Raw genomic sequence first — 21540 nt, 5'->3', positions numbered from 1 at the left:
TTGGAGGGCAGGTTTCGGCCCGAAGCTACCCTTCAGCCTAGGCACCACGGATGATCGATGTCGGCCCAGAGCCGACCTTCGTGCCAGGCGCGGCGAATGACTGGTCCCAGCCCAATCCGGCCATTCGAAGCGCTCGCCAGCGCGGCGTCACCGAAACGGCCCTCATCCGCGCCGGAGCATTTATAACGACGGAAGGTCGGCTATGCGGACCTCCCTGCCGTGCTCTGCACTGGCAGCCTGATGCGGGTCTAGCGTCTGCAATGCTCGCTAGCTATCGATCTGGAGCTTTTTTAGTAGAGATCTTGCAAAAGCATCAACCGGGCCGGACCGCGCCTCTATGACTATATTGCCCACATTGTCTTTCGCAAACTCCGCCAGCCATAGTTTAACTCGCATCTCCACTCCATCATCCCAGATCTTGCCGTGCACCTGGAACTTTTTTTCCATTGCCACCGACCACTTCTGGCCTTTTGCGGCCGGCGGAGAAACTGTGGGGTCTACTTCAAAATGGTCAAAGAAGGCATCTTTGTACTTCTTCGCATCTAAAAGATCCTCAAGCTCAGCTTCTTTTTGCCCAGGGACGTTTATCAAGTTATAATCCGCCTCTCGAATAATAGCGTCGGAAAGAGCCTTTTGTACGCCGGATACACCGGCCGCGTCGCTGTCAAGGAAACACTGAACTAGCGTAGCCGAGCTTCGATATGTCCGCACCTTGTAAGAGAGATTTGACGCACCCCCCAGAGCATCGAATACTAAGTCGCCGTTCTTGATAGCCGCCTCAAGCGCAGGGTAACGTCTTTGCAGAATAGCTTTGAGGACAATCACGTCGTCATCGCCTTCAACAATTGCGACGAGGCGTGCACTCTGAAGATTGTCAGACAGGCGAACGCCGAGAACCTCCCTCACTTCAGCTATGTTTTTCGCAACGGCCGCTTTACTTTCTTGGACGACGATAGTGCTGTCGAGCAGTGCGGGATTCACAAAAAGTGGCGAGTGGCTGGTGAGAATTACTTGATTGTTATCAGAAAGACTTGTCAAAACGTCGCGCAATTCATGGATAGCTTGTGGGTGCAAATGGGCTTCAGGTTCTTCGATCGCGACAATAGAACTCGCCGAGCCGCTCGCAGCATTTGATGCATAGCGCATAAGAGCCAGTGCAACCAAGCTCTTGACGCCATCGCCCTTTCTCTCAAGAAGTGTTTTGTTTCCGTCATCTACTTCGATTTGGAGCCCTCGCCTCATCGCTCTCGTGCGGGCGTCGCGATGCATCTTAATTTCGACTGAATCTACGGAAGGCAGAAAAGATGAGATCGTCGCCGTCATTGACTCGGATAGATCCCGCAGAACTGGTTCTTGAATTTCGTCAATTTTCCTTAAAGCATCTTTGTATTCAGGGTTTTCCTCCAGGCGATCCAGCTCCTTCGATAGGAGGTTTAGAATTACATCCTCGGCGCTTTCAGATGTTCTGATTGCAGGAATGTACTCAAAACGAACATTCCTCGATACAAAATCTGCAATCCTATTAGCCTTTTTGTTAAGCACCGCCCCGCCGCGACCTTGCTTTGGAATCAACACCTCTTGGTCATCTCTCGAAAGGCGAACTAAAACCGGAAGCGTTCCATTTAGCTTGCTTCCGATTTCCGTATGAAATGACTCAACTTCTGCATCAGACAGCTTGAACTCAAAGCTTATCTCAATGCATTGATCCTTTGATGATCGAACCTGTTTCGATATCGGGAAATCGTGTGACCAGTTGTGTCTCGTGCGCGAACCTAGCGGGGTTGATCTAGTGCTAATGATTCGACCTAAACGATCACGCACGACTAAATGCTTGAATCCTTCAATTACCTGCATGCCAAGCGCTAGCGCGTGAAGAATATTTGACTTACCTTCATTATTAGCCCCCACGAGAACCGAATAGTTCGTTAGAGGAACTTTCTTCGCAGTTGTGATGCTTCTGAAGTTGGACACAGTGAAAGAAGTAAGCTGCATTTATTTTCCATACCATAGAAGGTGAATCTTCTAAGGCGCTTATAGCCCTTGAATGATTTCATTACTTTGTAGATCAGCACCCCACAGATCGCAAACGTTGGTTGCAGCATAGCATCTCTCGCTGACAATTTGGGAAAAAGCGGGTAGACATATTCGATAAAGCGGCTGCATTTTGGATAGCGGCTGATCTCTTTCAATTGTTCGGTTTCAAGAGTTGGATGTCCGTCGGTAGTTTCACTTGGACGTTTAGCAGACACATCGAAGATCGACTTTGGGAAGGCTGCACAAGCTGGATCAGCGCGGCCCATTTTAGCACAACGTCCGCTTTCTGCGCTTTGCCGCCGTTCATTCAGGGTGCCGCGAAAGGCGGCTCTCCGCCCCAAGCTCGTGTGACCTCGTGCCCACCCCCCTTGCATCCCCACAACGCTCCGCCACAAACCGCCTCCCCTGCGTTGCATCGCTCTCCCTGACCCGCCATCCTCCGCGCAAAGCCGGTCCGGCCCCGGACCCGGCAACGAACAACCGGCCCTCGATGCCGGGCAGAGTGGAGCAGTACATGACCCTCATCCGACGCAGCCTTGCGCTGATCGGCCTGCTGGCCCTTGCCGCCTGTGGCGACATGCGCGCCGAGGATATTCCGACCAACGCCGAGGGCGAACCCGTCAGCCCCGAGACCATCGCCATGTATGCCGAGGTGCAGGACGGCGACATCCTCGTCCCCGCGATCCCGGTCGACTACCTCTCGGAAGCCAAGAAGCGGCAGATGGTCGACTATCCCTCGCCCGAAAGGCCGGGCACGATCATCGTCGATCCCTACGCGCGCTATCTCTATCACGTGATGGAGGGCGGCAAGGCGATGCGCTATGCCATCGCGGTCGGAGAGGCGGGCTATGGGTTCTCGGGCACCGCCTCGGTCGCCTATACCCGCGACTGGCCGGGCTGGACGCCGACGCAGAACATGCTGCGCACCCAGCCCGAGAAATTCGCCCAGTACGCCGCCGGCGTCGAGGGCGGGCTGGAAAACCCGCTGGGCGCGCGGGCGCTGTATCTCTACCGGAACGGCGAAGACACCTACTATCGCATCCACGGCACCCCCAGCCCGTGGACCATCGGGCACCAGGCCTCGTCGGGCTGCATCCGGATGTTCAACCAGGACGTCATGCACCTGGCCGCCCGCGTCGCCAACGGCACCCGCGTCCGCGTGCTGACCCAGGCGGAATCAGGCCCGCCCCCGGCGATGTAGGCGCTTATTCCGACAGGAACTTGTACAGCAGCTCGTGCGTGGCGGTGACGTCCTCGACCATCGCCTGCACGAACGCGGCCTCGTCGCCCGCTTCCAAAGCGGCCAGCATGTCCTCGTGGTGGCTGGTGTAGCCGGACTTGTAGCTGGTGCGCAGCAGGTCGGCCATCCGGTCGGACAGATAGCGCACGTATGGACCGCTGCGCAGCCACAGGTTCTCGATCTGGCTGACCAGAACCTCGTTCTCGGTGGCGTTATAGATGTGGAAGTGGAAGGCGCGGTTGGCGGCCAGCATCTCGACGATGTCGCCGGTCTCGCCGGTGCGCTGGTGCGCGGCCAGCAGGTCTTTCATCGTGGCGATGTCAGACGCGCCCATCCGCCCGAAAGCCAGCCGCGCGGCGGCGGGCTCCAGCACCAGCCGAACTTCGCAGATCTTGCGCAGCTCGTCGATGTCCAGGGGCGGCACCGTGGCCGTTCCGGTGGACGAGATCCGCAGCGCGTTCTCCGCCGCCAGCCGCCGCAGCGCCTCGCGCACGGGCATGTGCGACGTGCCGAAACTGTCGGCCAGCGCGGGGATGGTGAACCCCTGCCCCGCCTCGAACGCGCCGCTGACCAGCGCCTCGCGCAACTGCGCATAGACCTGGTCCTGCACCGTCTGGCGCGACCGCACCGGTTTCAGCTTCACGTCCGCCATTCGCCGTCCTCCCCTGCGCGCGCCTAAAGCGACCCCAGCCGCGCGACAACTTCCAATTCGACCTTGATCTCGTCGTTTACGAAACCGCAGGTCACCGTCGTATTCGTTGGCCGGGGATCCTCGAACACCGTGCCAAGATGCTTGGCAATCGGCATGATATCCTCGCGCCGCGCCACGTAGACACGTAACGATACGATGTCACGCAGGCTTCCGCCCGCTTCCTGCAACGTGTTGCCGACAATCTCCAGCGCCTTCCGGGTCTGTGCCTCTGCGTCATCCGGGTCGGTTTCGCCCGCGACATAGCCCGCAGTACCCGAGATGAAGACCCAGTCGCCATCCACCACGGCCCGCGAATAGCCGCCGATTTTCTCGAAGGGCGAGCCGGAAGAGATTGCATATCGCACGAAGAAGCCTCCTTGGCTATTGTTTGATCAAACGATCTTGTTATAGAACGGTACAACGATCAAGGCAAAACCAGGCGGCTCCCGATGGCAACCCCCGCCGCACCGTCAAGGCACGCACACCTCCCCGCCGCTGGGACCGACACAAGGAAATACTGATGAAACAGCTCGCCCGCCGCATCACCGAGACTTCGCCCAAGTCGTTCGGGATGTTCCAAAAAGCGATGATGACCGGCCGCGACGACCTGATTCACCTCGAGGTCGGCCGCCCCGCCGCCGACACGCCCGAGCACATCAAAGAGGCCACCATCGCCGCGATCCGCGCCGGCAAGGTGCATTACTCTGATCTTCCGGGCGAGCTGCACGTGCGGCAGGCGCTGGCCGCCAAGCTGAAGGCGAAGAACGACCTCGACGTCTCGCCCGACCGCATCATCGTGACGAACGGTCTGACCCACGCCAGCTATGCCGCGATCATGGCCTTCCTCGACGAGGGTGACGAAGCGATCCTGCTGGAACCCTACTATCCGCAGCACACCGGAAAGATCGAACTGGCCGGGGCAAAGGTGGTGATGGCGCAGCTTGACGCCGCCAACGGCTTCCGCATCGACCCCGCCGCGATCGAGGCGAAAATTACCCCGCGCACCAAGATGATCGTGCTGATCAACCCCTGCAATCCGACCGGCCGCGTGTACTCGCGCGAGGAACTGCAAGCGCTCGCCGATGTCGCGATCAAGCACGACCTGATCGTGATGTCCGACGAGGTCTACGAAGACATCCTGTTCGACAGCGCCAAACACATCTCGATCGGCGCGCTTCCGGGCATGGACGAACGCACCATCTCGATGTTCGCCTTCACCAAAAGCTACGCGATGGACGGCTGGCGTCTGGGCTACATGGTCGCCCCCGAGGCCGCCATCGGCGCATTGCTGAAGATCACCGCCAACGACGTGACCCACGTGAACACCTTCATTCAGGAAGGCGCGCTGGCGGCCGTCACCGGCGACCCCGCCGCGCTGGAAGGCCTGATCGCCGAGGATGCCGAGAAACGCCAGATCGCCGTCAGCCGTCTGAACCAGATGCCCGGCGTGACATGCGACTGGCCCGAAGGGACGATCTACGCCTTTCCCGACATCTCTGGCACCGGCCTGACGTCGCAAGCGTTCGCCGACCGTCTGCTGGAAGAAGCGGGCGTGGTGGTCGAGGCAGGCAGCTTCTATGGCGCCGCCGGAGAAGGGCACCTGCGCGTCTGCTTCGGCTCTGCCAGTGTCGAGGATCTTGGCGCCGCGATGGACCGCATCCAGCGTTTCGTGTCCGACCTCGTCCCGGTCGAGGCATGACCCGCCAAAAACTTTAAGCTTCAAACAAAACGTTTGAATCCCGTTGGCCAACGTGCCAACCCTACGCCCAAGCGGCTGCAATGCCGCACCCTGACGTCCCGGGAGGACCACATCATGAAATCCACCAGAACCCTGTTCGCGGGTCTTGCCGCGCTTGCCCTGACCGCCTTTGCCGGCACCGCCACCATGGCGCAGGACGCGCTGAAGATCGGCAGCTACCCGGCGAACCCGCCGTGGGAATTCAAGAACGAAGCCGGTGACTTCGAAGGCTTCGAGGTCGACATCGTGAACGAGATCGCCAGCCGTCTCGGCACCACCACCGAGATCGAGGGCTACGACTTCCGCGCGCTGTTCGTCGCCTCCGCCTCGCGCCGCGTCGACGCCGTCATCTCGTCGCTGACCATCACCGACGAACGCCTTGAATCGCAAAGCTTCACCCAGCCCTACTTTTCCGGCGCGCTTGGCGTCGGCGTGAAGGACGGCGCCGGGATCGCCAGCCTCGAAGATCTCGAAGGCAAGCGCGTCGGCTCCATCGCCACCTCCTTCCCCGAGAACTGGCTGAAAGAGCGCGAGGCAGAGCTGGGCTATGCGTCCTACTCCAGCTACGACACCACCGCCAACATGCTGACCGACCTGCGTTCGGGCCGCATCGACGCCGCCGTGAACGACATCGTCGGCCTGCGCTATGCCTTCACGCAGCCGAACATGGAAGGGCTGGCCGTCACCGTCGAAATCCCGACCGGCGACAAGTTCGCGATCATGATGCCGAAGGACTCCGAGAACCTCGAAGCCTTCAACGACGCGATTTCCGAGATGAAGACCGATGGCACGATGGCCGCGCTGTACGAAAAGTGGTTCGGCGTCGCCGCCGCCGCGGACAGCCTCACGCTGACCCCGCTGCCGATCCCGACCTCGGCCGACTGACCTGACAGGTCGCGGCGGGGCGCCCAGCCCCGCCGCGCGCCCCGCAGACCCGGATCCGCCGCATGGAAATCTTCGACATCTTCTTCAACCTCGACGTCATGCGGCGGGCCTTCCCGATCCTCATGCGCGGGCTGGTGAACACCCTCGCCCTTGGTGCGGCCGCGATCTTCTTCGGCGGCATCCTTGGCGTCGCGGTCTGTCTCGTGCGTCTCTACGCGGCGAAACCCTTCCGCCTGCTGGCCACCTTCTACATCGACATCCTGCGCGCGATCCCGGTGCTGGTGGTGCTGATCCTCGTCTACTACGCCCTGCCCTTCGCGGGGATCGTGTTCTCGTCCTTCGTGGGCGCCACCATCGCGCTGTCGCTGGTGCTGGCCGCCTACACCGCCGAAGTGGTCCGCGCCGGGATCGAGGCGGTGCCGAAGGGCCAGTTCGAGGCCTGCGACGCGCTTGGCCTGAAGTTCTTCACCACCATGCGCAAGGTGATCCTGCCGCAGGCGATCCGCATGATGATCCCGCCGCTGGCGTCCTACTGCGTGTCGATCGTCAAGGACACGTCGCTGGCCTCGGTGGTCGCGATGAACGACCTGCTGAAACAGGCCACCGACGCGCAGGCGCTGTTCGCCAACCCGACGCCGCTGCTGCTGGCCGCGCTGATCTACATCGCGATCCTGTGGCCGATGGTGCGCTTTACCGGCTGGCTGGAACAGAAATACCGTCGCGGCTACCGCTGACCGTCAGCGGCTGGCCGCCAGCGCCGCCAGCGCAAGGCAGACGCCCGTGGCCTTCGCCATGTCCTGAACCGAGATCCATTCCAGCGGTCCGTGAATGCACTGCATCCCGGTGAACACGTTCGGCGTCGGAACCCCCATCTCGGTCAGGCGCGACCCGTCGGTGCCGCCCCGGATCGGGACGGAAACAGGCTCTATCCCTAGGCTTCGTGCCGCATCGCGGGCCAGTTCCACCGGCGTCATGTCCTTCTCCAGCCAATAGCGCATGTTGCGGTACTGGGGCCGGATCTCGCAGGTGATGCTTGCGCGCGGCTCGCCTGCCTGCACCGCATCGCACACCTGCCGCACCAGCGCGCCCTTGGCCTCCAGCCCGTCCATCTCGAAATCGCGCAGGATCAGCCGCAGCACCATCTGCGCCGCGTCGCCCGTCATCTCGACCGCGTGGATGAATCCGTCGCGGTCGTCGGTCGTCTCGGGCGTCATTGTCGCCTGCGGCAGCGTCTGCATGATCTTCGACACAAGATGGATCGCGTTCACCAGCTTGTCCTTCGCGGTCCCCGGATGGATCGAAACGCCGGTCACCGTGATCTCGGCGAAATCGGCCGAAAAGCTTTCGTACTCGATCTCGCCCACCTTCGCCCCGTCGAACGTATAGGCGAAATCGGCGCCCAGATCGGCGGGCAGCTTCTCGTCCACGCCGCGCCCGATCTCTTCGTCCGGCGTAAAGGCGATCCGCAGCGTCGGGTGCGGAATGCCGGGGTTCGACAGCAGATGCCGCACGGCGGTCATGATGATCGCGACGCCGGCCTTGTCATCCGCCCCCAGCAGCGTCCTGCCAGAGGCGGTGATGATGTCATGCCCCCGCTTCTCGGCCAAATAGGGGAAGTCCTCGGGCGACAGCACCAGCGACGGATTGTCCGGATAGGTGATGTCGCCACCGTTGTAGCCCCGGATCACCCGCGGCTTCACACCCGTCGCGTTGTACTGCGGCGCGGTGTCGACATGCGCCAGAAGTCCGACGGTCGGCCCCTCGGCGGTGCCCGGAACCGTCGCCAGAACCGCGCCATAGTCGGTCAGGGTCACGTCCTCCGCGCCGATCTCGGTCAACTCGTCCACCAGCAGTTTCAGCATGCCGAACTGGATCTCGGTGCTGGGCTGGCTGGGACTGTCCGCATCGCTTTGCGTATCGATCGCGGCATAGCGGACAAGCCGCTCTTCAAGCTCTCGGTCGAAGGTGCCGGCTTCGTGCAGGCTGTCTTCCGTAACGCTGTCTTCGGGCATCGGGGCGCTCCTGTCTTCTATCAGACAAAGCGCCCCTCAATCGGCCGGAAGTCAAGCCAAGCGGCGCGTCAGGCCACGTCCTCGCCCAGATAGGCGCTGCGGATCTTCGGGTTGGCCAGCAGCTCATTCGCCGGCCCTTCCAGCACGATCCGCCCGGTCTGCAACACATAGCCATAGTCCGCGATGCGCAGCGCCATCGAGGCGTTCTGCTCGACCATGAACACCGACACGCCGGTCTTGTTCACCGTCGCGATCAGTTCCAGCACCCGGTCGACATACTTGGGCGACAGGCCCATCGTCGGCTCGTCCATGATGATCAGCTTCGGCTTGCCCATCAGCGCCCGCGCCATCGCGACCATCTGCTGCTCGCCGCCCGACATGGTGCCGGCCTTCTGGCGTATCCGCTCTTTCAGGCGCGGAAACAGCTCTAGAACCCTGTCATAGTCCCGCATGATCTCGGTCTGATCGTCGCGGACATAGGCCCCCATCAACAGGTTCTCGCGCACCGTCATGTCCCCGAACAGCCGCCGCGCCTCGGGCACGGTGCTGATCCCGGCCTTCACGATCTCGGGCGTCGGCGCACCGGTGATGTCCTTGCCCTCCATCGTCACCGACCCCGTCTTGGGGATCTGCAAACCGAGGATCGTCTTCATCGTGGTGGACTTGCCCGACGCGTTGCCGCCCAGCAGGCAGACGATGGACTGTTCCGGCACCGTCAGCGACACGTCGAAATGCACCTGCACCGGCCCATAGAACGAGTTGCAGTTCTTCAGTTCCAGAAGCGGCTTCTTCATTCCGCACCTCCTGCGACCTTCAGCGGCGGCGTTTCGGGTTCTGTCGGGGCCGCGGGCATCAGGCTGTCCTCAGCCGGCTTGTCGCCACCGATGGTGGAATGGCCCAGATAGGCTTCGACCACCTTGGGATCGTTGCGCACATCGGCAGGCGTGCCTTCCGAGATGACGACGCCGTTGTCCATCGCCATGACCCGGTCCGACAATTGCATGACCATGTTCAGCTTGTGCTCGATCAAAAGGATCGTGCGCCCCTGTTTCTTCAGTTCTCCGATGATGCCCTGCATCTCGGCGGTCTCGCTTTCGTTCATCCCGGCCGTCGGTTCGTCGAGGATCAGGATGCGCGGGTGCAGGGCCAGCGCGCGGGCAATTTCGACGCGCCGCCGGTTCGCATAGGACAGCGAATAGGCCGGCTGGTTGACGCGCGGCGTCAGCCGGTCGCCAAAGGTGGCGACGATATCCATCACCTCCTGCCGCATCGCTGCCTCCTCGGCCTTGACGGCGCCGGGCTGCACCAGCGCCTTCATGATCTCAAGGAACGGCGCCGCGACCGGTACCCGCGAACGCGATGCGGCCAGCCGCGTATGGCAGCCGATCAGCACGTTTTCCATCACGGTCAGGTTGCCGAAGACCCGGCCATGCTGGAATGTGCGTGCCATTCCGATCTCGGCCATCTTGTGAGGGGTAAGGTTGGTGATGTCGCGCCCTTCCAGCGTGACCTTCCCCGCGTCCATCCGGTCTTGCCCCGAGATCAGGTTGAACAGCGTGGTCTTGCCCGCCCCGTTCGGCCCGATCACCGACAGAAACTCGCCCTCGGCCACGTGCAGATCGACGTTGTCGACTGCCGTGATCCCACCGAACTTGCGAACGATACCTTGTGCGGTCAGCAATGGTTCAGTCATGTCAGCCACTCCCCAAAAGGCCCTGCGGCCGGAACCGGATCAGAAGGATCAGCGCGATGCCGTAGAACATCATCCGGTACTCCGCGAGGACGCGGAACATCTCGGGGAGACCCGCCACCAGCACCGCGCCGATCACGGCGCCGGTGATGTTGCCCAGCCCACCGAGGATCGCGATCGTCAGGATCAGAACCGAAATCAGCAGGTTGAAGGTGTTGTAGTCGATAAAGCTGAACTGGTGCGCCGTCATGGCTCCGCCGACACCGGCGATGAACCCGGCAACACCAAAGCCCAGCCCCTTGTAGTAATTCGACGCTACGCCATAGGTTTCGGCGGCGATCGTGTCTTCGCGGATCGCGCGCCATGTGCGACCCAGATGCGACGTCAGCAACCGGCCCTGAAGCAGCCCGCAGATGACGACAAGCCCCAGCACGCACCAGTAGGTGGCATTGGTCGAGTACAGCGGCAGCCCGAAGAAATCGAGCGGCGGAATGCCATACAGCCCCATCGATCCGTTGGTGACGCTGTCCCAGTTCAGAATGACCATCACGACGATCTGACCCAGCGCCAATGTCCCGATGGACACATAGTGTCCGCGCAGCCGGAACGCCGGATAGGCCAGCCCCGTGCCAAGCAGCGCGGTGACAAGGCCGCCCGCCAGGATACCGAACACCACCGGAAGCCCGGCAAGGGTCAGCAAGGCCGAGGTATAGGCCCCGATGGCAAGGAACGCGGCATGTCCGATCGACACCATGCCGATCGTGCCCGCCACCAGCGTCAGCGACATACCGGCCAACGCATAGATATAGGCGTTGGTCATGACCTGCGTGATATAGGGTTTGCCCGCCAGCGGGATCATCGCCGCCAGCACGACCAGCAGCGCGGTGCCCCACCACGGTATCTTGAAGGGTGCCGCCTTGGTCACGAAGGTGCCGGTCATCGGTTCGGCATGCCGCTCGCGGTGACGCGTGAACAGCCCGTTGGGACGGAACAGCAGCATCAAGAGCAGCACGACGAAGGCGAACAGGTCGCGATAGCTGGCGCCGAAGAAGGCGATGCCATAGCTTTCGATCAGACCAAGGATCAGGCCCCCGCCGATGGCGCCAGGCACGTTGGCCATGCCGCCGATCACGATGGCAACCATGCCCTTCATCATGATGTTGAACGAGGTGATCGGGTCGATGTTGTTGTAGTACAGCCCGACCAGAAGCCCCGCGATGGCGCCCAGGGCTCCGGCGACCGCGAACACGGTCATGTTCACCTTGTTGATGTTCACGCCCATCTGCTTGGCCGCGTCGTCATCCTGCGCCGTGGCCCGCACGGCCATCCCGATTTTCGTGAACCGCAGGAAGGAATACAGCAGCGCGGCCGAGATCAGCCCGGTCAGGAAGATCACGATATCCAGCGTGCCGATGGTGCCGGACCCCAGCGGAATGCGCCAGTTCGGCAAGTTCGCGTTCAGCGCGCGAGGCGTCGCGGAAAAGATGATGTGGATCAGCTGGTCAAGGATCAGGCCGACCCCGATCGTAGCCAGAAGCGGCGCGATCCGCGATTGCCGGTTCAGCGGCCGGATCGCCAGCCATTCGATCAAGGCACCGATCCCGCCCCCTGCCAGGGCCACGACGACCACGCTGACGATAAGCGGCAGGTCCAGCGCCATAAGGCAGATCCAGCCGACATAGGCTCCGACGGTGAACACCGCGCCATGGGCAAAGTTGATCAGGTTCGCCACACCGAAGATCAGCGCAAGCCCGACGGCCATCAGCGCATAGATCGACCCGATAACGACGCCTGCGATGGTGAAATCGAGCCAGACGCTCTGGATGAATTCTAACATTGTCTTGGCTTCTCCGCGAAGACAGGCGGGCGATTTGGCCCGGGACTGGACGGAGAGTGCCGTTCGACGCTCTCCGTCCTCGGATGGGTGAGTGGTGGCGGCCAGCGCGGAGACCGCGCCGGCCTGGGCGGATCAGCCTTCCGCTTCGTAGATCTCGAACTTGCCGTCCTTGACGACCAAGGGCGTCGTGACGGGCCCGGACACGCGGCGGGTTTCCGGGTCGAAGTCGACCTCGGGGAAGATCACCGACGAGATGCCCGAGATTTCCGCCAGACCGTTCTTGATGTCTTCGCGCGTGGTGCCGTACTCGCGCATGACCGCGGCAAGAATGTTCATCGCGTCATAGGCGTAGGCGTTGAAGCTGTTGGGCTCGTGGCCGTAGGTTTCCACGAACAGATCCACGAATTCCTTCACTTCGGGGCGCGTGAACGTCGGCGAGAAATAGGCCGAGGTGTAGACGCCTTCGCTGGCTTCGCCCGCCAGTTCGATGAACGACGGCGAATAGATCGACCCGACGCCAAGGATCGGGATATCAATGCCGGCGTCCCGCAGTTGCCGCACGATCAGCGCGGCGTCCGGATAATAGCTTTCCAGCATGATCCCGTCCGGCGCGGCTGCCTTGATGCGGGTCAGCGTGGCGCGGAAATCTTTTTCTTCGGGCAGATAGCCCTCGATCGCGACCACTTCACCGCCCATCTCCTTGAACGCATCGGTAAACAGGGTCATCGCGGTGGTGCCCCAGTCGGTGTTCAGATGCATCACCGCAACCTTGCGCATCCCCAACCCGTCATAGGCAAAGGCCGCGTGCAGCGGCTGTTCCTGGCTTTGCGGGATCGACGGCGACCAGATGTAATCCCCGGTCTTGGTGAAATCGGGGTGCGAGTTTGTCATCCCGAACTGCACCAGACCGGCCCGCTGGTACAGCGGCGACGCGGCCATCGACGAGGTCGAAGAGAAATCGCCGATTTCAACCACGATCTTCGGATCGTTGATGAACTTCTGCGCAATGGCGACGGTCTGGCGCGGGTCGTTCTGGCTGTCTTCGAAGATGTACTCCAGCGGCGTGCCGTTGATGCCGCCCTCGGCGTTGATCGCTTCCAGCGCCAGGTCGAAACCCTCGACCCAAGCTTCGCCATATTGCGCCGCGGGGCCGGTCATCGGACCGGTCACGCCGATGGTGATCGCGTCCTGCGCCATCGCGCTTGATGCGAAGGCCAGACCCAGCGCCAGCCCGCCAAGGCCGCGCCGCGTGAAGAGATGTGCTTTGTTCTGTTTCATCTTGGTTCCCTGTTGGTGTGTTTGGCTCGGTCTGACGTGTCTTGTTTGTTGTCTGTCCCCCGCTCAGCGCGCCGAACGGTTCGTCCCGGCCGCCGTCAGATCGGCCGGGGTATCGGGCGGCAGCCAGACTGCGGCCGCGCCCGTTGGATTTTTGCGGGACATGGGGATCGGCGCGACGATCAGATCGCGCGCCCCCGCCCTGCACCGCATGTTAGTGACTGTTCCGCCCATCGCTCAGCGTCCCGTCTTGTTCACGAAATCGGGCTCGTAGAAGGGCGTCGTCTCAAGCTCGTGCTCTTCTTCCCAGTCCTGCAAGGTCTGGAAGATCGGGTCGAAATCCTCGGCGAACAGCTTCTTGGTCAGTCCGGTGACCAGCCGCTCGGGCGCCACGTCCAGCGCGGGCACATCGCCCGCCATGGTTCCGGCGCTCATGTAGGTCGCGGTATTGAACAGGTGGATGCGCCCCAGCGGATCCTCACCTTTCGACATCAGCTCGAACGCGTCGCCGACATAGGGCTGCACCCCCAGGTGCGGCCGTTCCAGCTCGGGCGGCGGGGTGTAGACATCCTGCCACTGAAGGATCTGCGGAAAGATCGACTCGAACAGCGGCTCGTATGCCAGATCCACCCGAAACCCGGTGCCCATGATCAGAAAGTCATAGTCGCCGGACGGCCCGCCCTCGACCTCGATCCGCACCCCGTCCCCCGACGGCGTGGCCGACAGGAACTTGGTCCGGAAATGCACCGACATCCCCGGCAGCTTCAGACACCGCAGCACCGTCTCGTGCGGCGGCACGCCCGTCATCAGGTCCAGGTACACCCCCAACCGCCACTTGTCCGCGTCCGGCAGCGCCATCCAGCCGTCAAGATAGCCAAGCACGCTCGACGGCCGCCCCTTGTTCAACTGCGGCAGCACCTCGCGCCGCGCGAACATGTCGACCGACGCCGCGCCCGCCTCCAAAGCGGTCGCCGCATTGTCGAACGCGGACGAGCCGACGCCGACCATCGCGATCCGCTTGCCCTTCAGCCGCGCGAAGTCGATGTCGTGCATCGTGTGCGCCACCCGGTCCGGCCCCAGTTCGGGCGACACGCCCGCCAGGGCGGCATAGCCCCCCGTCCCGGCCCGCCCGCTGGCGACCACGACGCGCTTGGCGAAGATCACCTCGCCATCCGCCAGCATCACGCCCACATGATCCGCCTCGGGCAGCAGCTCCACCGCGTCGGCGCCGTTCCGCACCGGGATCTCCAGCACCTGCCGCACCCAAAGGATGTAATCCTGCCAGTCCTGGTTCGGGATCTTGTACATCTCTTCGTAATAAGCATCGCCCTTCGCCGCCCGGCACCAGCTGGGGAAGGTCAGCGCCGGGATGCCAAAGCAGATCCCCGGCAGATGCTTGGGCGACCGAAGCGTCGGCATCCGGGCATAGGTCACCCATGGCCCCTCCTGCCCTTCCGGCGCGCGGTCGATCACAAGAAAGTTCGGAATTCCCGCCAGCTTCAGCGCCGCCGCGATGCCGGTACCGAACTGCCCCGCGCCGATCACCAGCACGTCCAGCATCGGCTTGCCGTCCGGTCCGGTCCGGGGCGCGGTGAACGGCTTGCGCGGCAGGCACAACCGCTCGAGATCCACCGCAAGCGCGGCCTCGTGGGCGGCAAGCCCGTCCGTATTCGCTGGATCCGGCATCCGGCCGGTCGCGGCAAAAGCAGTCATGTCGTCCTCGCACCTTGCGTGGTCATCGACAGTCTGCGCGCGCCATCGGCACCCCGTGAGCGCCGCCTCCCCTCGGCACGCGCACACCGTGTTTCGTAAATCAGCCTATAGCGGCCACCGGGCAAATTATCCGCGTTGTGGGCAAGCCTCCGCCCGTTTCGCGACCGTTTCTTTCCACTGAACCCGGGATTGGCGCAAACTCATTCCCCCCCCGGCGCGTATCGCACAAACTCCGTGCGCTGCGTCCCGAGATACGCGGGACGATCATGCCATATGCGTCTCTAAGCTGCGCTTCAGACATAGTTCACCGGGATCTTGCCGGTCGCCTTCAGTTCTTCCATCGAGATGTAGGAAGATACGTCGAAGAAGTTCACGCGCCCCACAAGGCGCTTGTAGATGATGTCCCACTGCTCGATGTCCGGGATGATCACCTTCAGCAGATAGTCGATGTTCCCCGCCAGCCGGTACGCCTCGACGATCTCGGGAATGTCCGCCACCGCCGACCGGAACGACTCCAGCCAGTTGGCCGAATGGTCCGAGGTCCGGATCTGCACATAGATCGTCGTGGGCACCTGCATCTTGCGCCGGTCCAGCACCGCGACGCGGCGGCTGATATAGCCTTCGTCCGTCAGCCGGCGGATCCGCCGCCAGCAGGCCGAAACCGAAAGCGATACACGGTCTGCAAGGTCGTTCACCGGCAGTTCGGCATCTTCCTGCAACAGCGCCAGAAGCTTTCGGTCGCGTTCGTCGATCATGATTGGTGGTCCGGGTCTCGTTTGCGTCGATGCTATGACGCCCGCCCCGACACACGCGGCGATTCCGCCGGAAGACGCATCGAAACACGCGCCGCCGCAGCGGTTCGCAAAATTTTTTTGTCGTTAGAATGACGTCTGCACAAAATCAGCGCAGCTTGGAGTCGGACGTCGCCCGCCCGACTCCCTTGGTCCATGCTGACTCAGGCCGCCCAGTGACGCTTGGGCGGCGCCTGAACGTCCCATTCGACGCTCTTTTTCTCGCGCGCGTCGCGCCGCGTCCGTTCGTCCAGCCTCGACTGGATGATCGCCAGCGAATGCGACAGCGTCGCGGTCTCGCGGCTGGAATGGTTGTCTGTGGGATAGATCGCCTCGCCCTTCGCCAGCGCCTGCGCGACATTCGCAAGCTGGCGCACCGGCCGCAGGAAGTGGTTCGCGTAGAACCCGACCAGAAGCAGAAGGGACAGCATCAGCGTACCCAGCACCGGCACCAGCGGCGACAGCGTCGACACCACCTGCCCGCCCGACACGTTCATCGGCACCCGCACCACAAGCTTCCAGCCGAAGGACGGCATGTCGCCCTGTACGAGATCCGGCAGGATCGCCAGCGCCGCGCCCGCCTTCCGGTCTGTCGAGGACCGCAGCGTCGGCAGGTTCAGCGCCAGCGCAGGCGCGATGGTGCTGGCGTCCAGCGGCGCGGAATCCACTTCGCGCGCTTCCATCACGATGTTGCCGCTCCGGTCCAGAACGAACACGTCCAGGTCCAGCTCGCCCGCGATATCATTTGCATAGGCTTCCAGCGACGCCATCCGCATCGTGTAGACCATCACGCCCCGCAGCGACCCGTCCTCGCGGTACACCGGCAGGGACATGTTCACCCTGCTGGTGTCATCGTCGCCCTCGGTGCTGTCCAGCTCATAGACATTCCCGACGGACGGCCCGCGCAGCCCCTCACGGAACCAGCGACGCGTGCTGACGTCCTCGCCTTCCATCATGCGGCCAGACCCGTGAACGATCACACCCGAGGTATCCGCCATCCCGGCCCAGAAGATCCGCCCGCCCGCATTGGGCACCGCGTCCACGATGGTCCGGATGTTCGACGGAACCGCGTTGCCGATCTGCTCGGCCACCGCCGTCAGACTGCGCCATTCGCGTTCGATCGCGGTGGTCATGACCATCTGAAAGGCTTCGGCCCCGCGGACAGCATGTGTGTCCTGCAGGTTGCCCTCCACATCGTCGATCCGTCCCGCCAGCAGAACCCAGATCAGGATCATCGCGCCGCAAGCGGTCGTGATGACAAACCCGAACAAGGCCCGTGTCAGGCTCGGCGCGTGCGTCTTCCGTTCAGCCATAATGCGCACCTCGGCATTATCGCCCCCACAGTTAACGGTAACGAATCACTTAAAGATGTCAAATTCCTACCGAAGCTCAACTTAAGGTCGTGAACGAATGTTCCGTTGATGCAACCTGCGGTTACGAAATTCGGCTAAGTTTTAGGCAACTTGTTAACGTTGCCCCTTCGCTTTCAACGCATCGGCCAGCGCCGCGCCAAGCGCCCCGCCCGAATCCCGGCTTTCGGGTTTCGGCTTCGGACCCGCCTTGCCGCCACCCTGATGCTTGCGCGCGGGCTGCCCGCGGTCCGGCCGCTCTGCCGGGCCCCTGCCCTGCGGCCGCTCGGCATCCTTCCGCATCGACAGCCCGATCCGCTTGCGCTTGATGTCCACCTCGGTCACGCGCACCTTCACCACGTCGCCCGCTTTCACCACCTCGTGCGGGTCCTTCACGAACCGGTCGGCCAGCTGGCTGATGTGAACCAGCCCGTCCTGGTGCACCCCGATATCCACGAACGCGCCGAAGGCCGCGACGTTCGTCACCGTCCCTTCCAGCAACATGCCGGCCTTCAGGTCGGCCATCGTCTCGACCCCGTCGGTGAAGGTGGCGGTCTTGAACTCGGGCCGCGGGTCGCGGCCGGGCTTTTCCAACTCGCCCAGGATGTCACGCACGGTTGGCAGACCGAACGTGTCGTCCACGAAATCCTCGGCCCGCAGACCCTTCAACGCGCGGTCATCGCCCATCAGGCTGCGCAGGTCACGCCCGCAGGCCTGCACGATCCGCCGCGCGACGCCATAGGCCTCGGGGTGGACCGCAGAGGCGTCCAGCGGCTCGTCGCCGTCACGGATACGCAGAAAGCCCGCCGCCTGCTCGAATGCCCGCGGACCCAGTCCCGAAACATTCATTAGAGCCTTTCGCGACGGGAACGCCCCATGCGCATCCCGGTGCACGACGATGCTTTCCGCCAGCGAGTTGCCCAGCCCTGCAACATGGCTCAGCAGCGCGGCCGAGGCGGTGTTCAGATCGACGCCCACGGCATTCACCGCGTCCTCGACCACCGCCTCCAGCGCCTGCCCCAGCTTTCGTTGATCGACGTCATGCTGATACTGCCCGACGCCGATCGACTGCGGCTCGATCTTCACCAGCTCTGCCAGCGGGTCCTGCAAACGCCGCGCGATGGACACCGCGCCGCGCAGGGACACGTCCAGATCCGGGAACTCCCGCGCCGCAAGCTCCGACGCGGAGTAGACCGAGGCACCGGCCTCGGAAACCACCACCTTCGTCGGTTTCTTCACCGACGGCGGCAGCAGGCCCAAAGCGTCCGCCGTGAACTTCTCGGTCTCGCGGCTGGCGGTGCCGTTGCCGATGGCGATCAGGTCGATGTTATGCGCCTGCACCATCCGCAACACCGCCGCCTCGGCACCCCGCACGTCATGCTTCGGCGCGAACGGGTACAGCGTCGCGGTCTCCAGCAGCTTGCCGGTGGAATCGACCACCGCCGCCTTCACCCCGGTCCGGATGCCCGGATCCAGCCCCAGCGTTGCGCGCGGTCCGGCGGGCGCGGCCAGCAGCAGGTCGCGCAGGTTGCGGCTGAAGACCTTGATGGCCTCCTCATGCGCGGCCGCCCGCAATTCGCCCAACAGGTCGATGTACATCGTCAGCGACAGCTTGATCCGCCAGGTCCACCCCGCCGCCGTCCGCAGCCATTTATCGCCCGGCGTATCGCCCTCGACGCCCGCGAACAGCGCAACCATGCCCTCGGCCTTCGCCGCGCCGGTCTCGGGGTCCGGCGCGATCTCGACGGTCACGACCTCTTCCTTCGACGCCCGCAGGATCGCCAGCGCCCGGTGCGAAGGGATGTCGGCCCACTTCTCGCGGTGATCGAAATAGTCCGAGAACTTCGCCCCCGCCTCTTCCTTGCCCTCGACCACCTTGGCCGAGATGAAGGCCTCGCGCCGCATGAACTCCCGCAACCGTCCCAGCAACTCGGCGTTCTCGGTAAGCTCTTCCGCCAGAATGTCCCGCGCCCCATTCAGCGCGTCCTTGGCGGTGGTCACCTCTTCGGTCAGGAACCCGTCCGCCAGCGCCTCCGGCGGTTGGCTCCGATTGGCGCGGATCGTCTCTAGAAGGCGGTCCAGTCCCTGCTCGCGCGCGATCATCGCCCGCGTCCGCCGCTTCGGCTTGAACGGCAGATAGATGTCTTCCAGCTCTGCCTTGGTCCCTGCCCCGGCCACCGCCTTGGCGATGTCGTCGGTCAGCTTGTCCTGGGACTGGATCGACTTCAGAATGGCGGCCCGCCGGTCCTCCAGTTCCCGCAGATACCCCAGCCGGTCCGCAAGCGTCCGAAGCTGCGTGTCGTCCAGACCGCCGGTCACTTCCTTCCGGTACCGCGCCACGAAGGGAACGGTGGCGCCGCCATCCAGCAACTCGACAGCGGCATTCACCTGCTGCGGCCGCGCGCCGATCTCGGTGGCGATGGTCTGGGCGATGCGGGCGGGGGTCTTGTCCAAATCGTGCTCCTCCGGGGTGTGGGGTTCCCCGTGATAGTCGCCCCGTTCGCCGGGGCCAAGAGGGGTTTCAGGTGTCGGCGTCCAGCCCGTCGAAAGCCCCCGGAGACAGTTCGCTCCAGAAGGCCACGATGGCCTCGGCATTCAGGGCGGACATCCAGCCGTGCCGCTCGAAATCATCCCGAGCGGCCCCTTCCAGACGGGCCACGAACAGGCGCTTGTCGGCGTCCCGCTGCGTTGGCTTGCGGGCGGCGGCAAGGTCGCGGATCCGTTCCAGACGGCGGGCGCGAAGAGAGGTCGGTGTGTTATGGTTTCGTTGCGAAACCTGTGCTCCATAGTCGTCGCGCAGGGCGGCGGTCAGATAGCCGACAGCGTTCGTCACCCGTCCCTGATCCGCCACGTAGTCCAGCTTTTGCTTCACATAGTCCTGCCCATGCTCGGTCAGCCATTGCCGCGCCAGCCGGTCGCTGACACCCAGAGCGCGCAGCCGCGAATAGACGTCGGTGTTGCGCAGCCCCTCGCCATCGTCGAGGTCAAGGATCGCCAGTTGCGGGTTCTCGGCGATGCGAAAGCGGATCTCGGACACCGCGCGCCCCATCTTCCGGACCTCGGGGGTCACCACGATGTTCGAGGTCTTGTTCACCTCGGCCACCGCCGGTTTGATGATCTTGGCGTTCAGGTGCTTGAACGTCTCGTAATACGGGCTGTCCGCAACCCCCATCAGCCGCCGGAACAGGTCCAGCGACCACCACCCGGTCGACCCCGTCCGCACGAAGCGATAGCAGTTCTCGTACAGCGCCAGCGCGTGCCCGGATGTGAACCGGCGCTGAATGTTCAGGTTGATCAGCGCAAAGACCTTCGGGTCGTGCAGTTTCTCGGCCAGCGCCGGGGAATAGGCGTATTCGCAGACGCCCGCCTTCAGCTTGGCATAGGACAACAGCGCCGAGACGCCCCACTCCTGCTGGCCCTTCTCGTCCAGCATGTCCCATTCGGCGACCGTCTCGGCCAGACCGCGCAACGAGGCCTTCAGCGTTTCCATGTCGTTCGAGTTGTAGCCGATCATCATGCACAGCGTCCGCGCGTCGATCTGGTGACGACTGTGCGAGGTCAGCGTGTCGTAGGCGTTCAGCAGCAGCACGTTCGACAGCTTGCGCTGCAACAGCGTCAGCTTGCCGGACACGTGGATCGCGGCGACGTGCTTTTTCACCGCTCCGCGACGAAGCGGGCCGGAAAGCTGATCGCGGGGAATGTCGTCCATTCTGCCCCTGTCCGCAGCGCCGAAAGGCGCTGCCTGTCCTGTGGGCGGGTCGCTGGCCCGCCATGCCTCGATACTCGGAATCTGGTGGGCCGTGCGACTCGCGCAGGGCCTGTCCCGTTGCGGCCCATGATCGGGGAAAAGGTATCCGCTGACAAGAGCGGCGTTGATACCTTTGGGGGCGTCCCGGAAACGGGTACCTGTGCTGACCGGACAGAAGTGAAAGGTACCCATTTGCGGGAACGCCCCCAGGCGGCATCATTGGCCAGAGGGTCCGATTCGCGCAATACCGGGTCTAAACGCGGCAAATCAGGCCATTCCGATTCAATATGGCTCCCCTGCCCCGCGAATCGGCACCCGCAATACCGGAAACGGGTTCCTTTCGCCCTGCATACGGTGCCCGTTGATCCCGGAGACGGGAACCCGATCACCATCAACGCCATGATGTTAATGTCTTTTTTGGACCGGAAAGATTCTTAAAGAATAAAAAAGAATCTAAACACCCGCTCGTGCTGTCTTTTTTCTATATGGATTAGAGACGTATAGGCCCGACCCATCGCACGATGCGATTCACAAGGG

18 protein-coding genes are annotated in these 21540 nt (G+C 63.0%); 4 read left to right on the top strand and 14 right to left on the bottom strand.

The annotated features are described in order from the left end of the window. Positions 1–267 precede the first annotated feature (267 nt). Together ACP156_RS24120 and ACP156_RS24115 are read right to left on the bottom strand one after the other, a co-directional pair. Positions 268–1992 carry an ATP-dependent nuclease gene (locus tag ACP156_RS24120; RefSeq protein WP_425053912.1) on the bottom strand — a complete coding sequence of 575 codons (1725 nt, stop codon included), beginning with the start codon at positions 1990–1992 and terminating at the stop codon, positions 268–270. Beyond that, positions 1926–2300 carry a hypothetical protein gene (locus tag ACP156_RS24115; protein ID WP_425053911.1) on the bottom strand — a complete coding sequence of 125 codons (375 nt, stop codon included), beginning with the start codon at positions 2298–2300 and terminating at the stop codon, positions 1926–1928. Before ACP156_RS24115 ends, ACP156_RS24120 begins: the two co-directional genes overlap by 67 nt. A gap of 248 nt (positions 2301–2548) precedes the next feature. Here ACP156_RS24115 and ACP156_RS24110 point away from each other — a divergent pair, with 248 nt between their 5' ends. Continuing rightward, on the top strand, positions 2549–3235 hold the full coding sequence (locus tag ACP156_RS24110) for a L,D-transpeptidase (RefSeq protein WP_425053910.1): 687 nt from the start codon (positions 2549–2551) through the stop codon (positions 3233–3235). Positions 3236–3239: 4 nt separating this feature from the next. Here the strand turns inward: ACP156_RS24110 and ACP156_RS24105 are convergent, their stop codons facing one another. Beyond that, positions 3240–3926 carry a GntR family transcriptional regulator gene (locus ACP156_RS24105; protein ID WP_425053909.1) on the bottom strand — a complete coding sequence of 229 codons (687 nt, stop codon included), beginning with the start codon at positions 3924–3926 and terminating at the stop codon, positions 3240–3242. Between the two features lie 23 nt (positions 3927–3949). Further along, positions 3950–4330: a RidA family protein gene (locus ACP156_RS24100; RefSeq protein ID WP_425053908.1), complete on the bottom strand. Its 381-nt coding sequence runs from the start codon at positions 4328–4330 to the stop codon at positions 3950–3952. 155 nt (positions 4331–4485) lie between these two features. Between ACP156_RS24100 and ACP156_RS24095 the strand changes: the two genes are divergently transcribed. From ACP156_RS24095 to ACP156_RS24085, 3 genes are all read left to right on the top strand, one after another. Next, positions 4486–5664, top strand: a complete 1179-nt coding sequence (locus tag ACP156_RS24095; RefSeq protein WP_425053907.1) for a pyridoxal phosphate-dependent aminotransferase — start codon at positions 4486–4488, stop codon at positions 5662–5664. A gap of 114 nt (positions 5665–5778) precedes the next feature. After that, positions 5779–6588 (top strand): ABC transporter substrate-binding protein, encoded by an 810-nt coding sequence (locus ACP156_RS24090; protein ID WP_425053905.1) that lies wholly within the window; start codon positions 5779–5781, stop codon positions 6586–6588. 62 nt (positions 6589–6650) lie between these two features. Beyond that, positions 6651–7322, top strand: a complete 672-nt coding sequence (locus tag ACP156_RS24085; protein ID WP_425053904.1) for an amino acid ABC transporter permease — start codon at positions 6651–6653, stop codon at positions 7320–7322. A 3-nt stretch (positions 7323–7325) separates the two neighbouring features. On the opposite strand, the gene pepT is transcribed toward ACP156_RS24085, so the two are convergent. From pepT to ACP156_RS24035, 10 genes are all read right to left on the bottom strand, one after another. Further along, on the bottom strand, positions 7326–8600 hold the full coding sequence (gene pepT / locus ACP156_RS24080; protein ID WP_425053903.1) for a peptidase T: 1275 nt from the start codon (positions 8598–8600) through the stop codon (positions 7326–7328). 68 nt (positions 8601–8668) lie between these two features. Further along, positions 8669–9394: an ABC transporter ATP-binding protein gene (locus tag ACP156_RS24075; RefSeq protein WP_425053902.1), complete on the bottom strand. Its 726-nt coding sequence runs from the start codon at positions 9392–9394 to the stop codon at positions 8669–8671. Next, positions 9391–10293 carry an ABC transporter ATP-binding protein gene (locus ACP156_RS24070; RefSeq protein WP_425053901.1) on the bottom strand — a complete coding sequence of 301 codons (903 nt, stop codon included), beginning with the start codon at positions 10291–10293 and terminating at the stop codon, positions 9391–9393. The genes ACP156_RS24075 and ACP156_RS24070 overlap by 4 nt, the downstream gene beginning before the upstream one ends. A 1-nt stretch (position 10294) precedes the next feature. Further along, on the bottom strand, positions 10295–12127 hold the full coding sequence (locus ACP156_RS24065; RefSeq protein ID WP_425053900.1) for an ABC transporter permease: 1833 nt from the start codon (positions 12125–12127) through the stop codon (positions 10295–10297). Positions 12128–12259: 132 nt separating this feature from the next. Further along, positions 12260–13405, bottom strand: a complete 1146-nt coding sequence (locus ACP156_RS24060; RefSeq protein ID WP_425053899.1) for an ABC transporter substrate-binding protein — start codon at positions 13403–13405, stop codon at positions 12260–12262. A gap of 234 nt (positions 13406–13639) precedes the next feature. Further along, entirely contained in the window at positions 13640–15115 is a 1476-nt protein-coding gene (locus ACP156_RS24055; protein ID WP_425053898.1) for an NAD(P)-binding domain-containing protein, read from the bottom strand. A gap of 293 nt (positions 15116–15408) precedes the next feature. Further along, positions 15409–15870, bottom strand: coding sequence for an Lrp/AsnC family transcriptional regulator (locus ACP156_RS24050; protein ID WP_425053897.1), 462 nt, complete (start codon positions 15868–15870; stop codon positions 15409–15411). Positions 15871–16070: 200 nt separating this feature from the next. Next, positions 16071–17219, bottom strand: a complete 1149-nt coding sequence (locus ACP156_RS24045; protein ID WP_425053896.1) for a cache domain-containing protein — start codon at positions 17217–17219, stop codon at positions 16071–16073. 153 nt (positions 17220–17372) lie between these two features. Next, positions 17373–19709 carry a Tex family protein gene (locus ACP156_RS24040; RefSeq protein WP_425053895.1) on the bottom strand — a complete coding sequence of 779 codons (2337 nt, stop codon included), beginning with the start codon at positions 19707–19709 and terminating at the stop codon, positions 17373–17375. Between the two features lie 67 nt (positions 19710–19776). Further along, a complete protein-coding gene (locus ACP156_RS24035) occupies positions 19777–20964 on the bottom strand; it encodes a replication initiation protein (protein WP_425053894.1) in 1188 nt (395 codons plus the stop codon). Positions 20965–21540 lie beyond the last annotated feature (576 nt).

It is taken from the genome of Psychromarinibacter sp. S121, assembly GCF_049801035.1.
In the GTDB taxonomy this organism is placed as follows: domain Bacteria; phylum Pseudomonadota; class Alphaproteobacteria; order Rhodobacterales; family Rhodobacteraceae; genus Psychromarinibacter.
The sequence above is the reverse complement of the archived record's forward strand: the minus strand, read 5'-3'. Positions and strand labels throughout refer to the sequence as shown.

What these genes read in the sequence shown, in the direction of transcription:
- ACP156_RS24035 (WP_425053894.1), bottom strand. Translation starts at nt 20,964, where the DNA reads ATGGACGACATTCCCCGCGATCAGCTTTCCGGCCCGCTTCGTCGCGGA.
- ACP156_RS24075 (WP_425053902.1), bottom strand. Translation starts at nt 9,394, where the DNA reads ATGAAGAAGCCGCTTCTGGAACTGAAGAACTGCAACTCGTTCTATGGG.
- ACP156_RS24120 (WP_425053912.1), bottom strand. Translation starts at nt 1,992, where the DNA reads ATGCAGCTTACTTCTTTCACTGTGTCCAACTTCAGAAGCATCACAACT.
- ACP156_RS24105 (WP_425053909.1), bottom strand. Translation starts at nt 3,926, where the DNA reads ATGGCGGACGTGAAGCTGAAACCGGTGCGGTCGCGCCAGACGGTGCAG.
- ACP156_RS24070 (WP_425053901.1), bottom strand. Translation starts at nt 10,293, where the DNA reads ATGACTGAACCATTGCTGACCGCACAAGGTATCGTTCGCAAGTTCGGT.
- ACP156_RS24115 (WP_425053911.1), bottom strand. Translation starts at nt 2,300, where the DNA reads ATGGGCCGCGCTGATCCAGCTTGTGCAGCCTTCCCAAAGTCGATCTTC.
- ACP156_RS24060 (WP_425053899.1), bottom strand. Translation starts at nt 13,405, where the DNA reads ATGAAACAGAACAAAGCACATCTCTTCACGCGGCGCGGCCTTGGCGGG.
- ACP156_RS24055 (WP_425053898.1), bottom strand. Translation starts at nt 15,115, where the DNA reads ATGACTGCTTTTGCCGCGACCGGCCGGATGCCGGATCCAGCGAATACG.
- ACP156_RS24045 (WP_425053896.1), bottom strand. Translation starts at nt 17,219, where the DNA reads ATGGCTGAACGGAAGACGCACGCGCCGAGCCTGACACGGGCCTTGTTC.
- ACP156_RS24065 (WP_425053900.1), bottom strand. Translation starts at nt 12,127, where the DNA reads ATGTTAGAATTCATCCAGAGCGTCTGGCTCGATTTCACCATCGCAGGC.
- ACP156_RS24050 (WP_425053897.1), bottom strand. Translation starts at nt 15,870, where the DNA reads ATGATCGACGAACGCGACCGAAAGCTTCTGGCGCTGTTGCAGGAAGAT.
- ACP156_RS24090 (WP_425053905.1), top strand. Translation starts at nt 5,779, where the DNA reads ATGAAATCCACCAGAACCCTGTTCGCGGGTCTTGCCGCGCTTGCCCTG.
- ACP156_RS24110 (WP_425053910.1), top strand. Translation starts at nt 2,549, where the DNA reads ATGACCCTCATCCGACGCAGCCTTGCGCTGATCGGCCTGCTGGCCCTT.
- pepT (WP_425053903.1), bottom strand. Translation starts at nt 8,600, where the DNA reads ATGCCCGAAGACAGCGTTACGGAAGACAGCCTGCACGAAGCCGGCACC.
- ACP156_RS24095 (WP_425053907.1), top strand. Translation starts at nt 4,486, where the DNA reads ATGAAACAGCTCGCCCGCCGCATCACCGAGACTTCGCCCAAGTCGTTC.
- ACP156_RS24085 (WP_425053904.1), top strand. Translation starts at nt 6,651, where the DNA reads ATGGAAATCTTCGACATCTTCTTCAACCTCGACGTCATGCGGCGGGCC.